Below are 15886 nucleotides of genomic sequence, written 5' to 3'. Positions count from 1 at the left end.
TCAGCCGTCCGATTGCTCTTCTGGCGGAACCTGCCCCTCGGGCCAGTCCGGAGCCTCCTGTTGCGGTTGGTCTTCAGGTTTGGGTATGGGCTCGCCCGGATTGTGCGGCACTTCGTCGACATACGGATCAGGGTGGTTGGGGTCGCTCATGGCTTGGCTCCTGAAAAGACGGTTACCTCCTGTTAGGGCGTGCAGGTGCGCTGGCTGTTCAATCCTATTCGCCAGTGGCTGTTGCGGCGCGTGCTATCAGCGAGCCAGTCGCTCAAGCAATGCCTTGGCCACCCCCTCGGATGAGGCCGGGTTCTGGCCGGTGATGAGATGGCCGTCTTCAACCACGTAGCTTGCCCAGTCCGCTGCCTTGGAATACTCGCCACCCTTGGCCTTGAGCATGTCTTCCACCAGGAAGGGCACCACCTCGGTCAGCCCGACGGCCTGTTCTTCGCTGTTGGCAAAGCCGGTGACCTTCTTGCCCTTGACCACCGGATGGCCGTCTGGCGCCTTTACATGCTTGAGCACCCCAGGCGCGTGGCACACCGCGGCGATTGGCTTGTTGGCGGCATAGAAGGCTTCGAGCAAGGCCCTGGAGTCGCTGTCCTCGGCCAGGTCCCACAGCGGCCCGTGGCCACCGGGGTAGAACACCGCGTCGAAGCCGTACGGGTCGATTTCGCCGAGCGGCACGGTGTCGGCCAGGGCCATTTGCCCGTCAGTGTCGCTGGCGAAGCGCCGGGTGGCGTCAGTCTGGGCGTCCGGCTCGTCGCTTTTCGGGTCCAGCGGTGGCTGGCCGCCTTTGGGTGAGGCGAGGGTGACGTCGGCATTGGCGTCGACGAATACGTAGTAGGGCGCGGCGAATTCTTCCAGCCAGAAGCCGGTCTTCTTGCCGGTGTCACCCAGCTGGTCGTGCGAGGTGAGCACCATCAGGATCTTTTTCATCAAAGCCACTCCTCCAGAGGTGAATGGGCAGTGCGCTGTTCGCCCTGCCTGTAGGTGGGAGGGCAAGGCGCCGCAGGCGTTCCATGATAGCTCTCGAAAAGGATGCGGGGTTTGCCGCTCAGTCAATTACCCTAGCGGCACGATCATTTCATTTATGGATGCCTGCCCATGAGCAACACATCATTCCGCCAACCCGTCATCGCGGACGCCGAGCGCTGCTTCGCGATCGAAATCGGTGCCTACGAAGGTGACGAAGCGGCCACGCTGGAAAAGATTCGCACGCGCATCAGCCAATACCCTGAAGGCTTCCTGCTGCTCGAAGACCCCCATGGCATCGTCGGTTTCATCAACAGCGGCTGCGCCCACGACGTGGTGATGTCTGATGAGGCATTCAAGGAGCTGGTGGGTCATGACCCGCAGGCGCCCAACGTGGTGATCATGTCGGTGGTGGTGGACACGGCACACCAGGGCAAGGGCTACGCCAAGCGGCTGATGAGCGAGTTCATCAGCCGCATGAGGGGGCAAGGCAAACAGACCATCCACCTGATGTGCAAGGAACAGCACGTCGAGCTGTACCGCAAGATGGGCTACCAGTATGTGCGGCCTTCGCCCTCGGACCACGGGGGCATGGCTTGGCATGAGATGGTCATGGCGCTCTGAGCCAGGCGGACGATGACGATGTAACTAGTCACATTTAGTTACTACGAAATGAGGGGGCACTGCGTGTATGCCCCAGTTTAGAGGGGGTGAATGGATCGACTGCCATTCAACAGTCACAAAGCTGTAACACAGCTGATGCAAAGTGTGCTGGCCATCACACGGAGCGCTTTTCCATGATACGCCTCATGAAGTCTGCTGCACTTGCCGTTGCGGTTTCCCTCTCTGCCACTTCGGCCTTTGCCGCGGACAACGTTCGCCTGACCGGTTCCGGCGCGAGCTTCCCAGCACCGATCTACCTGACCTGGTTCAAGGACTTCAGCAAGAACACTGCTGGCGTCACCGTTGACTACCAGTCCAAGGGGAGCGGGGCAGGCGTTCAGGACTTCCTGAACAAGACCGTCGATTTCGCCGCCAGCGACTCGGCCATGAGCGAAGCAGACATTGCCAAGGTCGGCGAAGGCGTGCAGTTGCTGCCGATGACCGCCGGTGAAATCGTCCTGGCCTACAACCTGCCGGGCAACCCGAAAGGCCTGAAGCTGCCACGCGATGTGTACTCCAACATCTTCCTCGGCAAGATCACCAAGTGGAACGACCCGCAGATCGTCAAGGCCAACCCAGGCATGAAGCTGCCTGACCTGCCGATCACCGTGGTCGTACGTGCCGACTCCAGCGGTACCAACGCCGTCTTCACCAAGCACCTGTCGGCCATCAACGCCGACTTCAAGAAAGACCTGGGTGAAGGCAACACCGTCAACTGGCCGGCCACCGACAAGTTCATCAAGTCGCCGAAGAACGACGGCGTGACCGCCACCGTTCGCCAGACCCCGGGCGCCATCGGCTACATCGAATACGGCTTCGCCAAGCTGGCCAAGGTCGACTTCGCTGAGCTGGAGAACAAGGCAGGCCAATACGTCGTGCCTAACGCCGAGAGCGGTGCCGAAGCACTGGCTGCGGTGAAAATGCCGGAAAACCTGATCGCTCACCTGCCAGACCCGGAAGGTGCCAAGTCCTACCCGATCACTTCCTACACCTGGATGATCTTCCGCAAGGACAACGGCAGCCCGGAAAAGGCCAAGGCCATGCGTGACATGGTCGAGTACGGCCTGACCCACGGCCAGAAGATTGCCGACTCGATGGGCTACATTCCGCTGCCACCGTCGGTTGTCGACGAAGTGCGCAAAGCGTCGCAGAGCATCCAGTAATACCTTCAGGCGCTCCCGGCGCGGTGTGAAAACCGTGCCGGGGGTGTTTGCCCTTAGTCCCGGAATCAGCCAGATGAACACACCTTTTGCCATACCGGATAACCCAGACTCCGCGTGCCAGCCGCCGTCCACCAAGGACTTCCTGGTTGATCGCACCTTCCGTGCCCTTGCACGTATCGGTGTGGTGCTGATTCTCGCGCTGGTATTCGCGTTGGTATACGAAGTAGGACGCAAAGCACTTCCAGGAATGGAAAAGCACGGGTTTGACGTGCTGTTCGGCAGTGTGTGGGACGTCAACCAGGGCAAATACGGCATTCTGCCGGCAATCTGGGGCACGCTTTACAGCGCCCTTATCGCCTTGTTGATCGCGGGTTTCTTCGGCGTCAGCATGGCCATTTTCCTTACCCAGGATTTCTTGCCGGCGAGGCTCGCCGCGGTATTTCGTACCATCGTCGAGCTGCTCGCCGCCATCCCCAGCGTCGTTTACGGCCTGTGGGGCATCTATGTCGTGATTCCGGCCATCCGGCCGTTGACCGCCTGGCTGAACAGCGAGCTAGGCTGGATCCCTTTCTTCGGCACCTCCCTGAGTGGCCCCGGCCTGCTGCCGGCGGCGTTGGTGCTGGCGATCATGATCCTGCCGACCATTGCCGCGGTTTCCCAGGATGCGCTTACCAGCGTACCGATGAAGACCAAGCAAGCTGCCTACGGCATGGGCACCACCCATTGGGAAGCCATCCTCAAGGTGATGGTGCCGTCGGCCGCCACCGGCATCTTCGGCTCCCTGGTGCTGGGCCTTGGCCGCGCACTGGGCGAAACCATGGCGCTGGCGATGCTGGTCGGTAACGCCAACACCATCACCCTTTCGCTGTTTGCCCCGGCCAACACGCTGGCAGCCTTGCTGGCGCTGAACTTCCCCGAAGCCGGGCCGAACGAGATCGAGGTGCTGATGTACGCCGCCCTGGTCCTGATGTTCATCACCTTACTGGTGAATGTGTTCGGTTCGATGATCATGCTCTACGCCCAGCGGGGTAACAAATAATGACTGACCTCTCTGCAGCTACTACTGCATTGCCCAGCCTGCAGCGCCGCTTCGAAGGCCGCGCCCTGCGCAGCCTGGTGCTGACCTCCACGGTCTGGTGCGTGGCCCTGCTGGCCAGCGTGCCGCTGATTTCCGTGCTGTACATGCTGATCACCCGGGGTGGTGCGCGCCTGAGCCTGGAAGTGTTCACCGAATTGCCACCCACCGGTTTCGAGATGGGCGGCGGTTTCGGTAACGCCCTGGCCGGTACCTTCGTCATGGTCGGCATCGCTGCTGCCATCGCAGTGCCGGTCGGCATCCTGGCGGCGGTGTTCCTCGCCGAACTCGGCCCTGAGAGCAAGCTGGCCAACGCCTCGCGCTTCGCCGCCAAAATGCTCACCGGCCTGCCGTCGATTCTCGCCGGTGTGTTCGCCTACGCCCTGGTGGTGATGACCACCGGTACCTACTCGGCCCCGGCCGGTGGCGTGGCACTGGCCGTGCTGATGCTGCCGATCGTCGTGCTGACCGCTGAAGAAGCGATGAAGATGGTACCCAAGATCATGAAGGACGCCGCCTACGGCATGGGCTGCACCCGCGCCCAGGTGATCTGGAAGATCGTCTTGCCGACTGGCATGCCGGCCATCCTCACCGGCGTCATGCTGGCCGTGGCCCGCGCTGCGGGTGAAACGGCACCGCTGCTGTTCACCGCGCTGTTCAGCAACTACTGGATCTACCACGACGGCAGCCTGGCCGTCATGAACCCCACGGCATCGCTTGCCGTACTGATCTACAACTTCTCCGGCATGCCGTTCGACAACCAGCTGGAGCTCGCCTGGGCGGCCTCGCTGGTGTTGGTGATGATCGTGCTGGTGGTCAACATTCTTAGCCGAATCTTCGGCAAGCCAAAGTATTGAAAGGGAGCATTCGACCGTGAACGTATCAACTGCACAGAGAGCCGCTCCCATGGCCAGCGAAGCGCCAATCGTCATGGACTGCAAGCTGGACAAGATCTTCTACGGCAACTTCATGGCCGTGCGTGACAGCCATGTACCGATCCGCAAGAACGAGATCACCGGTTTTATCGGCCCGTCCGGCTGCGGCAAGAGTACCGTGCTGCGCAGCCTCAACCGCATGAACGACCTGGTCAAGGGCTTCCGCTTTGAAGGCCATGTGCACTTCCTCGGCCAGGATGTCTACGGCAAGGGCGTGGACCCTGTGGTGGTGCGCCGCTATATCGGCATGGTGTTCCAGCAGCCGAACCCGTTCTCGATGAGCATCTTCGACAACGTCGCCTTCGGCCTGCGCTTGAACCGCTACAAGGGCGACATCGGTGACCGCGTCAAGCACGCCCTGCAAGGCGCCGCGCTGTGGGATGAAGTCAAGGACAAGCTCAAGGTCAGCGGCCTGTCGCTGTCCGGCGGCCAGCAGCAGCGCCTCTGCATCGCCCGTGCCATCGCCACCGAGCCGGAAGTGCTGCTGCTCGACGAACCCTGCTCGGCACTCGACCCGATTGCCACCCGCCGCGTGGAAGAGCTGATGGTCGAGCTGAAGAAGGACTACACCATCGCCCTGGTGACCCACAACATGCAGCAGGCGATTCGTGTGGCCGACACCACCGCGTTCTTCTCGGTCGACATCTCCCAGGGCACCCGCACCGGTTACCTGGTAGAGATGGGCCCGACCACGCAGATTTTCCAGAATCCGCGTGAACAGCTGACCAGTGACTACATCAGCGGCAAGTTCAGCTGAACCTGCCGGCACCCGCCAAGCGACCCACCCCGCAGGCCAGGACGGCCGAGTGGGGTAGGTCGCTTTCACGTCTGTTCTGTTTCAAGAGATTACCAATGGATGCGACATGTCGTCTTGACCTGCCAGCGGTAGAGCGCGCTCTGCGCGAGGTGCAGGGCCGCTTTGCGGAACTCAGCCAGCATTTCACCGAGCCGCGTGACCCGTTCACCGACGAGGTGCTGCTCAATGTGCTTGAAGGCTATGCCTTGATTGACGACTATGTGGCACGGGGTGTGGACCTGTTCGACCTGCAGCAGCTGAACCTGATGCTGGAGATCAACGCCACCGTGCTGTGCGGCAGCGACCCGGCACGCCGCCGCGAGTTCGCGCCACACCTCGAGGCCACCGAGGCGCGCTTTTTCAACAACGTGGAAGGCGGCATCAAGGATCTATACAACTGGTATTGCTCGTACCGCAGCGAGTCGATCTGGAAGCGGGCAGCCGGCGTTTATGTACGTATCCTCAGCAAGCCGCAGTTGTTCATCGAAGGGAACAATCGCACGGGGTCGCTCATCGTCAGCTATCTGCTGATGCGTGCAGGGCTGCCGCCATTCGTGCTGACGCTGGACAACGCCGAGGGCTACTTCAACCCGTCCTCGGTCATTCGCAACTCCGCCAAGCATGGTGTGAAAGCTTTGTACGAATTGCCCAAGATCAAGAAAAAGTACGCAGCCTTCCTCGAAGCGAAGGCGCCTGAACCCGAAAAGTTCTTCCTGCGTGGCACCTGCGTGCCAGCCCGTCAGGGGAGCCGATGATGGAAAGGTATTCGATGCTGGAACAAGGCAAGGCCGGTGGACGACGCGCGTGGAAAGCCATCGGGCGCAAATTCAACCGCCCACAGATGCGCATTTCCTTCGATATCGATGACACGCTTGCCTGTCTGCCGCACCACGCCGACGAAGAAGACAGCAAGCTGCCGGCGTTCGTACACCGCTGGCTGGGCGAACCGCTGCGCAGCGGCACGCGTTCGCTGATCCGCGACCTGCGCCGTCAGGGCTGCAGCATCTGGATCTACACCTCGTCTGGCCGCACACCGGCCTATATCCGGCGCTGGCTGATGCTCTATGGCATTCACGTCGATGGCGTGGTCAACAGTGATCGCCACCAGCATGTGCTGTCGCAGCACGGGCTTGAGAACGCCCCGTCGAAATACCCGCCGGCATTCGACATCGACTTGCACGTCGATGATTCCGAAGGGGTCGGGATCGAGGGCTTTGACCACGGTTTCCGCGTGGTCGTGGTCAACCCGCAAGATGACAGCTGGGCGCAGAAGGTGATGGATGCGGCGCAGCAGGTGCAGGCTCAGCTGGCCTGGCAGCAACCGCACCGCTACGAGGCACCGCTGGTGCAGCGTTCGCAGGTGCTGGCATCCTGAGCGTCGTTTTCATGTACGGCGTGGGTTTTGTTGCGCCGGTCAGATCGAGCGCCGCCCGCGCGGCGCTCGATCTACGCACTCCCTGAAAACTCAAGCCAAGCACCAATCAGTGGTGCGCGGCGTCCACGGCGATGCTTTCGCCAGACACGTCCTGATACCGCGCACTGCGCTTGGCCATGGCGTAATGGATCAGCCCGCCCAGCCCGGCGCCGAAGAACCAGGAGAATTGCGACAGCGTCTCGAACGCCGGCACCAGCGCCAGCAGGATGGCAATCAGCGAGGCCGGGATGAACGCCGCCACAGCGCACAGGTTGACCCCGCCACGGTAGTGATAGGCGCCTTCAGGGCTTTCGCTGTACAGCTCCGGCAGGTTCACCCGGCCACGTCGCACCAGGTAGTAGTCGGTGACCATGATGCCGTACAGCGGGCCGAGCAGGGCGCCCAGGCCGCCGAGGAAGTACACGATCACCGACGGGCTGTTGTACAGGTGCCACGGCAGGATTACCACCGCGATGGTGGCGCTGAGCAAGCCCGCGCGGCGGAAGTTCAGCACCTTCGGTGCCAGGTTGGTGAGCACAAAGGCCGGGGCGACGAAGTTGGCCATGATGTTCACCGCCACGGTGACCAGCAGGAAGGCCAGGCAGGCCAGCACCAGGCCGGCGGTGTTGGGGATGGCGGCGACGATTTCGCTCGGGCTTTGCACCAGCTTGCCGTCGATGCTGAATTGCGCACCGGCGAGCACCACGGCGATCAGCGCGAAGCCGAGCATGTTCACCGGCAGGCCCCAGAAGTTGCCCACGCTGATGGTCCGTCGATCCGGGCAGTTACGCGTGAAATCGCAAAAGTTGAGGATCATGGTGCCGTACAGCGACACCCACAGCGCGGCGGCACCGAACACTTTCAGCCACATGCCGGTGCCGGTCGGCGCGTTGCCGCTGGACCAGGCAATCGAAAGCCCGCTGCGCCAGTACATCCAGCCCGCCAGGCCGCTGAAGGCGACCAGGATGATCGGCCCGGCGAGGGATTCGAAGCGGCGCACCATCTCCATCCCATAGGCGAAGATCGCCACCTGCACGCACCAGATGCCGAGGAAGGTGACCCAGCCCAGGGTCGACAGGCCGAGGATCGCGTTCTGGTCGTAGGCCTTGAGGTCCGGCGCGATGGCGGTGAGCAGCACGCGCAGGACCACCGAGGCGAGGTAGGTCTGGATGCCGAACCAGGCGATGGCGATCACCGCGCGGATCAGGGCCGGAATCTGCGCGCCATGGATGCCGAAGCTGATCCTGCACATGACCGGGTAGGGCAGGCCGGTCTTCTGCCCCATGTAGCCGGACAGGTTCATCAGGCCGTAGATCACCAGCGCACCGAGGGCAAAGGCAGTGAGGATCTGCGCGCCGCTCATGCCCAGGGCGAACAGGCCGATGGCGAAGGAGTAGTTGGCGATGTTGTGCACGTCGTTGGTCCACAGCGCAAACAGGCTGTAGCGCCCCCAGGTGCGATTGGCCGCACGGGTCGGCGCAAGATCGCTACTGTAAAGGCGTGGGCTCAACGGCGCCTCACTGGGGCCGGCCGTTTCGGCGGGGCAATCGGCAAGCTGGCCAACATCGGAACGGGAAATCGACGCCATCGGGACTCCATGATGGTTGTGTGTACTTTTATTGTTTGTATTTGTATACAAACAAGATTCGTACCAACCCATGGGCGTGCTGAAATTCACGGCCCCTGTGCTTTTTCGCGGTTTTTTGCGCTGTGGATTACGCTTTGAAGTGGGAAGTTTGTGCACATTTTGTGTGCGGTTGTTACCCCCGCGCACCGCGATGATGCTCTGGCTGGCTTGCGGGGCACGTTGCGCATAAGCTGAGGCCAGGATGCCATGAGGAACAGTTCGATGTTGCATGCATTGCTCGCGCTGGGTCTGTTGCTTGCCGCCACCGTGGTCGAAGCGGCGCCGCTGCAGGTGCCCACCCCGGCCGCACTGAGGAGCCAGATCGATCACCTCAAGCCTGGCCAGTTTCTCTGGTACCCGCAGGTCTCGCCGGCGGGGCCGGTGACTGTGGTGGTCAGCCTCACCGAGCAACGTGCCTACGTCTATCGCAATGGCATCGCCATCGGCGTCAGCACCGTGAGCAGCGGCAAGGCAGGGCGGGAAACCCCCACCGGGGTGTTCAGCATTCTGCAGAAGAAAGTCGAGTACAAATCCAGCCTCTACAACGACGCGCCAATGCCTTATATGGAGCGGCTGACCTGGGACGGTATCGCCCTGCACGCGGGCCACCTGCCGGGTTACCCGGCTTCCCATGGTTGCGTGCGCCTGCCGTTGGAGTTTGCCAAGAAGCTGTATGAGGCCACCGGCTTCAGTTCGACCACCGTCATCGTTTCCGATACCCACAGTGCACCGGTGGAGGTCTACCACCCTGGCGTGCTGGCGCCAACGGTCAACGCTGGCAAGGCTCAGGGCCCGCTGGTACTGAGTAACCAGCAGTTCTGGAACGACCCGGGCCCGACGGCTGGGCCGCTGTCGATCCTGGTCAGTCGCGCCGACCTGCGCGCCTACGTGTATCGCGCTGGCCAGCTGATCGGCTCGGCGCCTGCACTCTCGCTTGAAAACAGCAAGCACCACAGTGGCATGGCGGTGTATTCGCTGCTGCAAAAACCCTCCGCCCTGGAGCTCGACGGTGCGCTACCCTTACGCTGGTCGGTGGTGGCCCTGAGCAACCCGGAGTACGGGGATACACCCTATGAACAGCTGGGGCAACTGAACATCAACCCGGAGTTTCGCCAGCACCTGCGCGCGGCGATGGACGTCGGCACGATGCTGGTGATCACCGATTGGGCGTCGACCCGGGATACCCGCAGCGACGGAAAGTTCACGGTGATCAGCACCGACGACGGTAAAGAACACAAGCCATTGGTCAAGAAGTGATCGGCAATCCCGAAGAATTCAAGCAAAGTGGTGGCTTTTGGCCGCAAGCCAGCTGACTTTTTGCTGACAGGCCTTTACCGGGGTAACCATGTCGATGTTCCAACCCTTGCGGGGAGCCATTCGGCTCTCAGTGGCCAGTATCGGCCTGTTTTTCCTCTGCGCCTGGCAAACCGCCCACGCGCAGCCCCTGCCCAGCGCCGCCGAACTGCAGCAACTGGCGCCCAATGCCAGCCTTTCCACCCTGAACCTGGCCCTTACAGCCTATGCGTGTGCCAGCCACAGCGATGGGGACAAGTTGCTGACGGTGATCGATTACTCCAAGGCCTCGCGTGACAAGCGCCTGTGGGTGTTCGACTTGCGTGCGCGCAAACTGTTGTTCGAGGAGTGGGTCGCCCACGGCAAGAACAGCGGCGCCGATGTGCCGACGACGTTCTCCAACGCCCCCAACAGCTACCAATCCTCCCTCGGCCTGTATGAAACCGGCCAGACCTACAGCGGCAAGCACGGCCGCTCGCTGCGCCTGCAGGGGCTGGAGCCGGGGTTCAACGACAACAGCATGTCGCGGGCGATTGTCATGCACGCCGCCGCCTATGCCGACCCCAAGGTCGTTCCCGGTCTCGGTCGCCTGGGGCGCAGCCAGGGCTGCCCGGCCGTTCGGCCGGCAATCGCAGGCAAGCTGATCGACACGCTGCAACGGGGCAGCTATGTGTTTGCTTATTACCCGCAGCAGGACTGGCTGAAGAAGTCGCGTTTTCTCAATGCCCAGAGCTGCCCGCTGGCGAACCAGTCGGTCGCCAGCAAGTAACCCCGCTACAGGTGGCTTATGGATCCATAAATTTCCATAAGCCACTTTTTTATTGACTGATATCCGATTCTTGGTTGTTAATGGATCCACAAAAACAATCAATCGGAGAATCGGATGTTCCCGAAAAACGCCTGGTATGTAGCCTGCACCCCTGACGAGATCACCGAAAAGCCGCTGGGCCGGCAGATCTGCGGGGAAAAGATGGTGTTCTATCGCGGTCAGCAAAACCTGATCTGCGCCGTGGAGGATTTCTGCCCGCACCGCGGGGCACCGTTGTCCTTGGGTTATGTCGAGAACGGCAACCTTGTCTGTGGTTACCATGGCCTGGTCATGGGCGGCGATGGCAAGACCGTCGACATGCCTGGCCAGCGGGTACGGGGGTTCCCGTTCAACAAGGCCTATGCCACGGTCGAGCGCTATGGTTTCGTTTGGGTCTGGCCCGGCGAACAGGCACTGGCCGACCCCGCCAGCCTTTGCCATCTGCCGTGGGCAGAGAGTGACGAGTGGGCTTACGGCGGCGGGTTGTTCCACATCAATTGCGACTATCGCCTGATGATCGACAACCTTATGGACCTGACCCACGAAACCTACGTTCATGCCTCCAGCATCGGCCAGAAGGAAATCGACGAAGCGCCGCCAGTGACCACGGTCCACGGCGACGAGGTGGTCACTGCCCGGCACATGCAAAACATCATGGCGCCGCCGTTCTGGCGCATGGCGCTGCGTGGCAACCAGTTGCCCGACGACCAGCCGGTTGACCGCTGGCAGATCTGCCGTTTCACCCCGCCCAGCCATGTACTGATCGAAGTGGGCGTGGCACTTGCCGGCAAGGGCGGCTACCACGCGGCGGCCCAGGACAAAGCGTCGAGCATCGTCGTCGACTTCATCACCCCAGAGACCGAGACCTCCATCTGGTACTTCTGGGGCATGGCGCGCAACTTCAACCCTCAGGATCAGGCACTGACCGCCAGCATCCGCGAAGGGCAGGGGAAGATCTTCAGCGAAGACCTCGACATGCTTGAACAGCAACAGGCCAACCTGCTGGCGAACCCGCAGCGTCACTTGCTCAAGCTCAATATCGATGCCGGCGGAGTGCAGGCGCGGCGCGTGCTAGAGCGGCTGATCGCCCAAGAGCAGTCCAGCGTCGCTGTACCGCTGATCGCAACCGCGCAGTAACAGTCCCTGTCGATGCCCAGCACGGCTATCCCGGTGGCCGTCCATGCAAGGTGAGCCATGATTGAAGTTGTCGTCACAGCCCGAACCCGTGAAGCCGAAGGTATCTGCAGCTACGAATTGAGCTGCGCCCAAGGCAAGCCGTTACCCGCATTCAGCGCCGGAGCGCACATCGATGTGCACTTGCCCGGCGGCCTGGTGCGCCAGTACTCCTTGTGCAATCACCCGCAGGAGCGCCACCGTTACCTGATCGGCGTGCTTAATGATGCCGCGTCACGCGGCGGCTCCCGCTGCCTGCACGAGCAGGTTGAAGCGGGGCAGCGGCTGCTGATCAGCGAGCCGCGCAATCTCTTCGCCCTGGCACCCGGTGCCAGGCGCAGCCTGCTGTTTGCCGGCGGCATCGGTATCACCCCGATCCTGTGCATGGCGGAGCAACTGTGGCTGCAGGGCGATCACTTCGAGTTGCATTACTGCGCCCGCTCAAGCGAGCGTGCGGCGTTCCTTGAACGCCTGGCGGCGACACCGTTCGCCGGCCGGGTCCATCTGCATTTCGACGCGATCCCGCAGACCCGGCTCGACCTGGCCCAGGTACTGGCAGTGCCCGGCGTGGAGGATCACCTGTACGTCTGCGGACCGAGTGGGTTCATGCAGCATGTGCTGGACAGCGCCCGCAGTCATGGCTGGGAGGACGCCCAGTTGCACCGCGAATACTTCGCCGCCGCGCCGGTCGACACTGCGGATGACGGGGTGTTTTCGGTCAGGCTCGGCAGCACCGGCCAGGTCTTCGAGATCCCGGCGGACAAGACCGTGGTCCAGGTCCTGGAAAGCCATGGCGTGCCGATTGCAGTGTCTTGCGAGCAGGGCGTATGCGGAACCTGCCTGACCCGGGTGCTGGAAGGCGTGCCGGAGCATCGCGACCTGTACCTGACCGAGGATGAGCAGGCCGCCAACGACCAGTTCACCCCGTGCTGCTCACGGGCCAGGACGCCGATGCTGGTGTTGGACCTGTAAAGTGCGCGCCTAGTTGCCCTTGGAAATCACCTGGACGCCACTTGCCGTGCTGGCCGCGCCGAACACTTCGGCATAGCGCAGCGTGGCATTGGCATGTTCGCGCATGATGCTTTCGGCGCGCGCGCCCTGGCCGTTGCGCAGTGCATCGACCAGTGAGTGGTGCTGCATGTGGGCGAAATTGAAGCGCCGGTATTCGCTGGCCATGTCGTCGCGGTCGAAGGCCAGCGCCGATACCGAGGCGAACGGACGATGGTCATTGCGTGCCAGGGCCTCGGCAATTGCCGGGTTGCCACTGCCGGCCACGATCACATGGTGCAAGCGCACGTTGAGGTCGTGGTAGGCCGCCAGGTCCTGTTCGGTGATGTAGCCCTTGGCGAACAGGGCGTCGCCCTCATCCAGGCACTGCGCCAGTGTGGCCATGGCGTGCGCGTCCAGGCCACGTTCGGCGCACAGGCGTGCCGCCAGCCCTTCAAGGACGCCTCGCACCTCCACGGCGCCGGTGAGGTCGTCGACGCTCAGCGTACGCACCTGGAAGCCCTTGCCGCCATGGCGCACCAGCAGGCCTTCCTGTTCCAGGGTGCGGAAGGCCATGCGCACCGGCATGCGAGACACGCCGAAACGTTCCGCGGTAGGGACTTCCATCAGCCGTTCACCGCCGGCCAGCTCGCCGGAAGCGATCATCTTGCGCAGGGCGACCAGGATGGTCTGGCCGTGTTTGCTCATTGCACGCGACCTCAAAGAAGGGGCCGCCATGGTACCGCAAGCGGCACGGACGTTGCACCGCGCAGGTGGAGCTTGCGGTAATCTGTGCGCGGCATGGAACAGGCCCGCTAACAATAAGGTAAAGACGCTTGAAACTGCACCAACTCAAGGCGCTGGTCGCCATCCATAACGCCGGCAGCATCCTCGAAGCTTCCAAACTCATGCACATCACCCAGCCTGCACTGAGCCGTTCGATCAAGGAACTGGAACGCGAGGTCGGTTTCACCCTGTTGCAGCGCTCACCCAAAGGCATGGTCCTGACCGAGGAAGGCAAGCGCGTCATCCGCCATGCCAACCTGGTGGTGGAGAGCATCCGTCGCCTGCAGATCGAAGCCGCCAGCATCCAGGATGCCGCGTTGGGTGCGGTGTCCATCGGGGTTACTTCGCTGACGGCGATGCTGGACGGGGTCGACGACAGCATCCTGGCCTTCCGGCGCAAGTACCCGCGGGTGAAGATCACCATTACCGACCTGCGCCCGAGCCAGATTCTGCAACGGCTGCGCGATGGCAGCCTGGATTTTGCCCTGACCTCGCAGCAACCGCTGAGCCGGCTGAACCTCGACTGGGAGGCGCTTGGCAGCATCAAGGGCCGGGTAATCTGCCATGCGTCGAATCAGCAGAAGTTCGCCAAGTCGCTGCGCACCTTGCAGTACGCCCCGTGGATCAGCCTGGATGAGCTCTCGGACCAGGCGTCACAGTTTCACCAGCTGTTCGAGAGCAACGGCCTGCGCGTCCCGCAGAACACCGTTGAGTGCACATCCGTGATGATGGCGCTCAAGCTGTTGAAGAACACCGAATCGTTGATGACCATCAGTGAGCTGGCGGTGGACCAGGGGTTTACCTTTGGCGTTGATGCCGAATACCTGGCCGTGGCGGTGCAGGAGCTGATTCCGGATTACCCGGTCAACCTGGTCTGCATCGACCGCCACAGCCTTACCGCGCCGGCTCAGGAACTCTTTCACAGCTTGCGTGGGCAGGTGCTCAGGCAAACCCGCCCGGCGCCGTCAGAAGTGATAGTACATGCCTAGGGAGAGGTTGCTGGGGTCGTCGCCAACCTGGTCCAGCGGGGTGCCGGCGTAGGTGACCGAGGACGCAGGCTGGTTGAAGATCTTCCCAACCCGCCCATAGACAGCCCAGCGCGGGTTGATGAAGTGATCGTAGCCGAGCATCACCCCTTGCGCGTTCTTGTCGCTCGCCGTGACCTGGCGCTGCATCACGGCCAGGCGCAGCACGTCCAGTTGGCCAACCGGTGCCATCACGCCGAAGGTATACAGCGTGGTACTGGGTGTGCCGGGCTGGTCCACGTCCTGGTGTTGCCAGGTCAGGCTGGTGGCTAGCGGGCCGAAATCGTAGAACGTCGACAGGCTCTTGTAATGGTTGGCGGTCTGGCGCGAGCGGCTACCGTCGTCCCAAGGGTCGCTGTAATACAGGTTGTACGAGGCCAGCAGCATCAACTCACTGGTGCGGTATTGCAGGCGGGCGCCGCCACCGCGCACGGTACGCCCCTGGCTGGCGGCATCATCGAAGCCGAAGGTCACAGCGGTGCCGAGGGTGAAACCGTTCAGGGTCGGGCTGGTGTATGCCAGGGTGTGTTTCGGGCGCAGGTCGAGGTTGTAGGCACCCTTGCCAGCGGCAGGCAGGGCCAGGAAGGTGTAAGGCGAGCCATAAGTGGCCAGGAACGGGTCGGCGTAGGTCGGGGTGCCCATGCTGTAGGTCTTGCCGAACTCAAGCTTACCCAGGGTTCGCGAGCGCAGGGCCAGCGTTGCCAGGCGCAGGCTACCGATCGTGTCCCAGGTCCCCTCCAAGGCTTTGCCATTGACGTTGAAGCCTTCCTCGACATCGAGTTCCAGAACGGTATCGGTGCCAACCGCCTTCCTGGCATACAGCCCGAGCTTGTTGGTCCATGCGCCGCCACCGGCCAGACGAAAACCCGAATGGTGCTGCGAGTCGTGATAGCTGGTGAAGGCATCCAAGGTGCCGTAGAGCTTGAGCTTGTCATCGAAACCGTTATCGACCCCGTAAAAACCGAAACCTGGCGCAATCCGACCCAAGGTCGGGAAGCCCTCGGCGTGCGCCGGCACGGCAAGGCAAACACATTGAATCATCAACAGCATCGAGGTAGTGCGAGTGTTCATTCACGACTCCAGGCCAACTCACTGATGGGGTGGCCCGTAGCGTCGGTGAACAGATCGTTTCAGTGCGATTGCTTATTCGGCAACCCTATGCCGCGTGGTTAATC

At 62.2% G+C, this 15886-nt stretch carries 17 protein-coding genes; 12 read left to right on the top strand and 5 right to left on the bottom strand.

All coding sequences use genetic code 11. The features are described from left to right. Positions 1-150 (bottom strand): hypothetical protein, encoded by a 150-nt coding sequence (locus tag ACOKS3_RS16815; protein WP_422764074.1) that lies wholly within the window; start codon positions 148-150, stop codon positions 1-3. 96 nt (positions 151-246) lie between these two features. After that, positions 247-930, bottom strand: coding sequence for a type 1 glutamine amidotransferase domain-containing protein (locus tag ACOKS3_RS16810; protein WP_103447797.1), 684 nt, complete (start codon positions 928-930; stop codon positions 247-249). 168 nt (positions 931-1098) lie between these two features. Here ACOKS3_RS16810 and ACOKS3_RS16805 point away from each other — a divergent pair, with 168 nt between their 5' ends. The 7 genes from ACOKS3_RS16805 (at position 1099) to ACOKS3_RS16775 (ending at position 6973) form a co-directional block, all read left to right on the top strand. Further along, positions 1099-1590: a GNAT family N-acetyltransferase gene (locus ACOKS3_RS16805; RefSeq protein WP_103447796.1), complete on the top strand. Its 492-nt coding sequence runs from the start codon at positions 1099-1101 to the stop codon at positions 1588-1590. 173 nt (positions 1591-1763) lie between these two features. After that, positions 1764-2792, top strand: coding sequence for a phosphate ABC transporter substrate-binding protein PstS (gene pstS / locus ACOKS3_RS16800; RefSeq protein ID WP_103447795.1), 1029 nt, complete (start codon positions 1764-1766; stop codon positions 2790-2792). 73 nt (positions 2793-2865) lie between these two features. Next, on the top strand, positions 2866-3831 hold the full coding sequence (gene pstC, locus ACOKS3_RS16795; protein WP_079228597.1) for a phosphate ABC transporter permease subunit PstC: 966 nt from the start codon (positions 2866-2868) through the stop codon (positions 3829-3831). Further along, entirely contained in the window at positions 3831-4724 is an 894-nt protein-coding gene (gene pstA / locus ACOKS3_RS16790; RefSeq protein WP_103447793.1) for a phosphate ABC transporter permease PstA, read from the top strand. The genes pstC and pstA overlap by 1 nt, the downstream gene beginning before the upstream one ends. 49 nt (positions 4725-4773) lie before the next feature. Next, positions 4774-5559: a phosphate ABC transporter ATP-binding protein PstB gene (pstB, locus tag ACOKS3_RS16785; RefSeq protein WP_422764073.1), complete on the top strand. Its 786-nt coding sequence runs from the start codon at positions 4774-4776 to the stop codon at positions 5557-5559. 95 nt (positions 5560-5654) lie between these two features. Then, a complete protein-coding gene (locus tag ACOKS3_RS16780; RefSeq protein WP_103447792.1) occupies positions 5655-6353 on the top strand; it encodes a hypothetical protein in 699 nt (232 codons plus the stop codon). Next, complete coding sequence (locus tag ACOKS3_RS16775; RefSeq protein ID WP_422764072.1) at positions 6353-6973, top strand: hypothetical protein; 621 nt, start codon at positions 6353-6355, stop codon at positions 6971-6973. Before ACOKS3_RS16780 ends, ACOKS3_RS16775 begins: the two co-directional genes overlap by 1 nt. Positions 6974-7079: 106 nt before the next feature. Here ACOKS3_RS16775 and ACOKS3_RS16770 read toward each other — a convergent pair whose 3' ends face one another. Then, entirely contained in the window at positions 7080-8600 is a 1521-nt protein-coding gene (locus ACOKS3_RS16770; RefSeq protein WP_422764071.1) for an NCS1 family nucleobase:cation symporter-1, read from the bottom strand. 261 nt (positions 8601-8861) lie between these two features. Here ACOKS3_RS16770 and ACOKS3_RS16765 point away from each other — a divergent pair, with 261 nt between their 5' ends. The 4 genes from ACOKS3_RS16765 (at position 8862) to ACOKS3_RS16750 (ending at position 12885) form a co-directional block, all read left to right on the top strand. Then, the gene (locus tag ACOKS3_RS16765) at positions 8862-9896 is read left to right on the top strand and encodes a L,D-transpeptidase (RefSeq protein WP_103447789.1); all 1035 of its coding nucleotides are present in this window, start codon (positions 8862-8864) and stop codon (positions 9894-9896) included. Between the two features lie 94 nt (positions 9897-9990). Continuing rightward, the gene (locus tag ACOKS3_RS16760) at positions 9991-10701 is read left to right on the top strand and encodes a murein L,D-transpeptidase catalytic domain family protein (protein ID WP_422764116.1); all 711 of its coding nucleotides are present in this window, start codon (positions 9991-9993) and stop codon (positions 10699-10701) included. A gap of 114 nt (positions 10702-10815) precedes the next feature. Further along, on the top strand, positions 10816-11877 hold the full coding sequence (locus tag ACOKS3_RS16755) for an aromatic ring-hydroxylating dioxygenase subunit alpha (RefSeq protein WP_422764070.1): 1062 nt from the start codon (positions 10816-10818) through the stop codon (positions 11875-11877). Positions 11878-11934: 57 nt separating this feature from the next. Then, positions 11935-12885: a PDR/VanB family oxidoreductase gene (locus ACOKS3_RS16750; protein WP_103447786.1), complete on the top strand. Its 951-nt coding sequence runs from the start codon at positions 11935-11937 to the stop codon at positions 12883-12885. A gap of 9 nt (positions 12886-12894) precedes the next feature. On the opposite strand, the gene ACOKS3_RS16745 is transcribed toward ACOKS3_RS16750, so the two are convergent. Next, a complete protein-coding gene (locus ACOKS3_RS16745; RefSeq protein WP_422764069.1) occupies positions 12895-13608 on the bottom strand; it encodes a GntR family transcriptional regulator in 714 nt (237 codons plus the stop codon). Positions 13609-13736: 128 nt separating this feature from the next. Here ACOKS3_RS16745 and ACOKS3_RS16740 point away from each other — a divergent pair, with 128 nt between their 5' ends. Continuing rightward, positions 13737-14675, top strand: a complete 939-nt coding sequence (locus ACOKS3_RS16740; protein WP_103447784.1) for a LysR family transcriptional regulator — start codon at positions 13737-13739, stop codon at positions 14673-14675. On the opposite strand, the gene ACOKS3_RS16735 is transcribed toward ACOKS3_RS16740, so the two are convergent. Continuing rightward, positions 14652-15782 carry a porin gene (locus ACOKS3_RS16735; protein ID WP_103447783.1) on the bottom strand — a complete coding sequence of 377 codons (1131 nt, stop codon included), beginning with the start codon at positions 15780-15782 and terminating at the stop codon, positions 14652-14654. The two genes, ACOKS3_RS16740 and ACOKS3_RS16735, sit on opposite strands and share 24 nt — an antisense overlap. Positions 15783-15886: the final 104 nt, after the last annotated feature.

Origin of the sequence: Pseudomonas sp. HS6-2 (genome assembly GCF_049325675.2) — a bacterium.
GTDB classification, from domain to species: Bacteria; Pseudomonadota; Gammaproteobacteria; order Pseudomonadales; family Pseudomonadaceae; genus Aquipseudomonas; species Aquipseudomonas putida_N.
The sequence above is the reverse complement of the archived record's forward strand: the minus strand, read 5'-3'. Positions and strand labels throughout refer to the sequence as shown.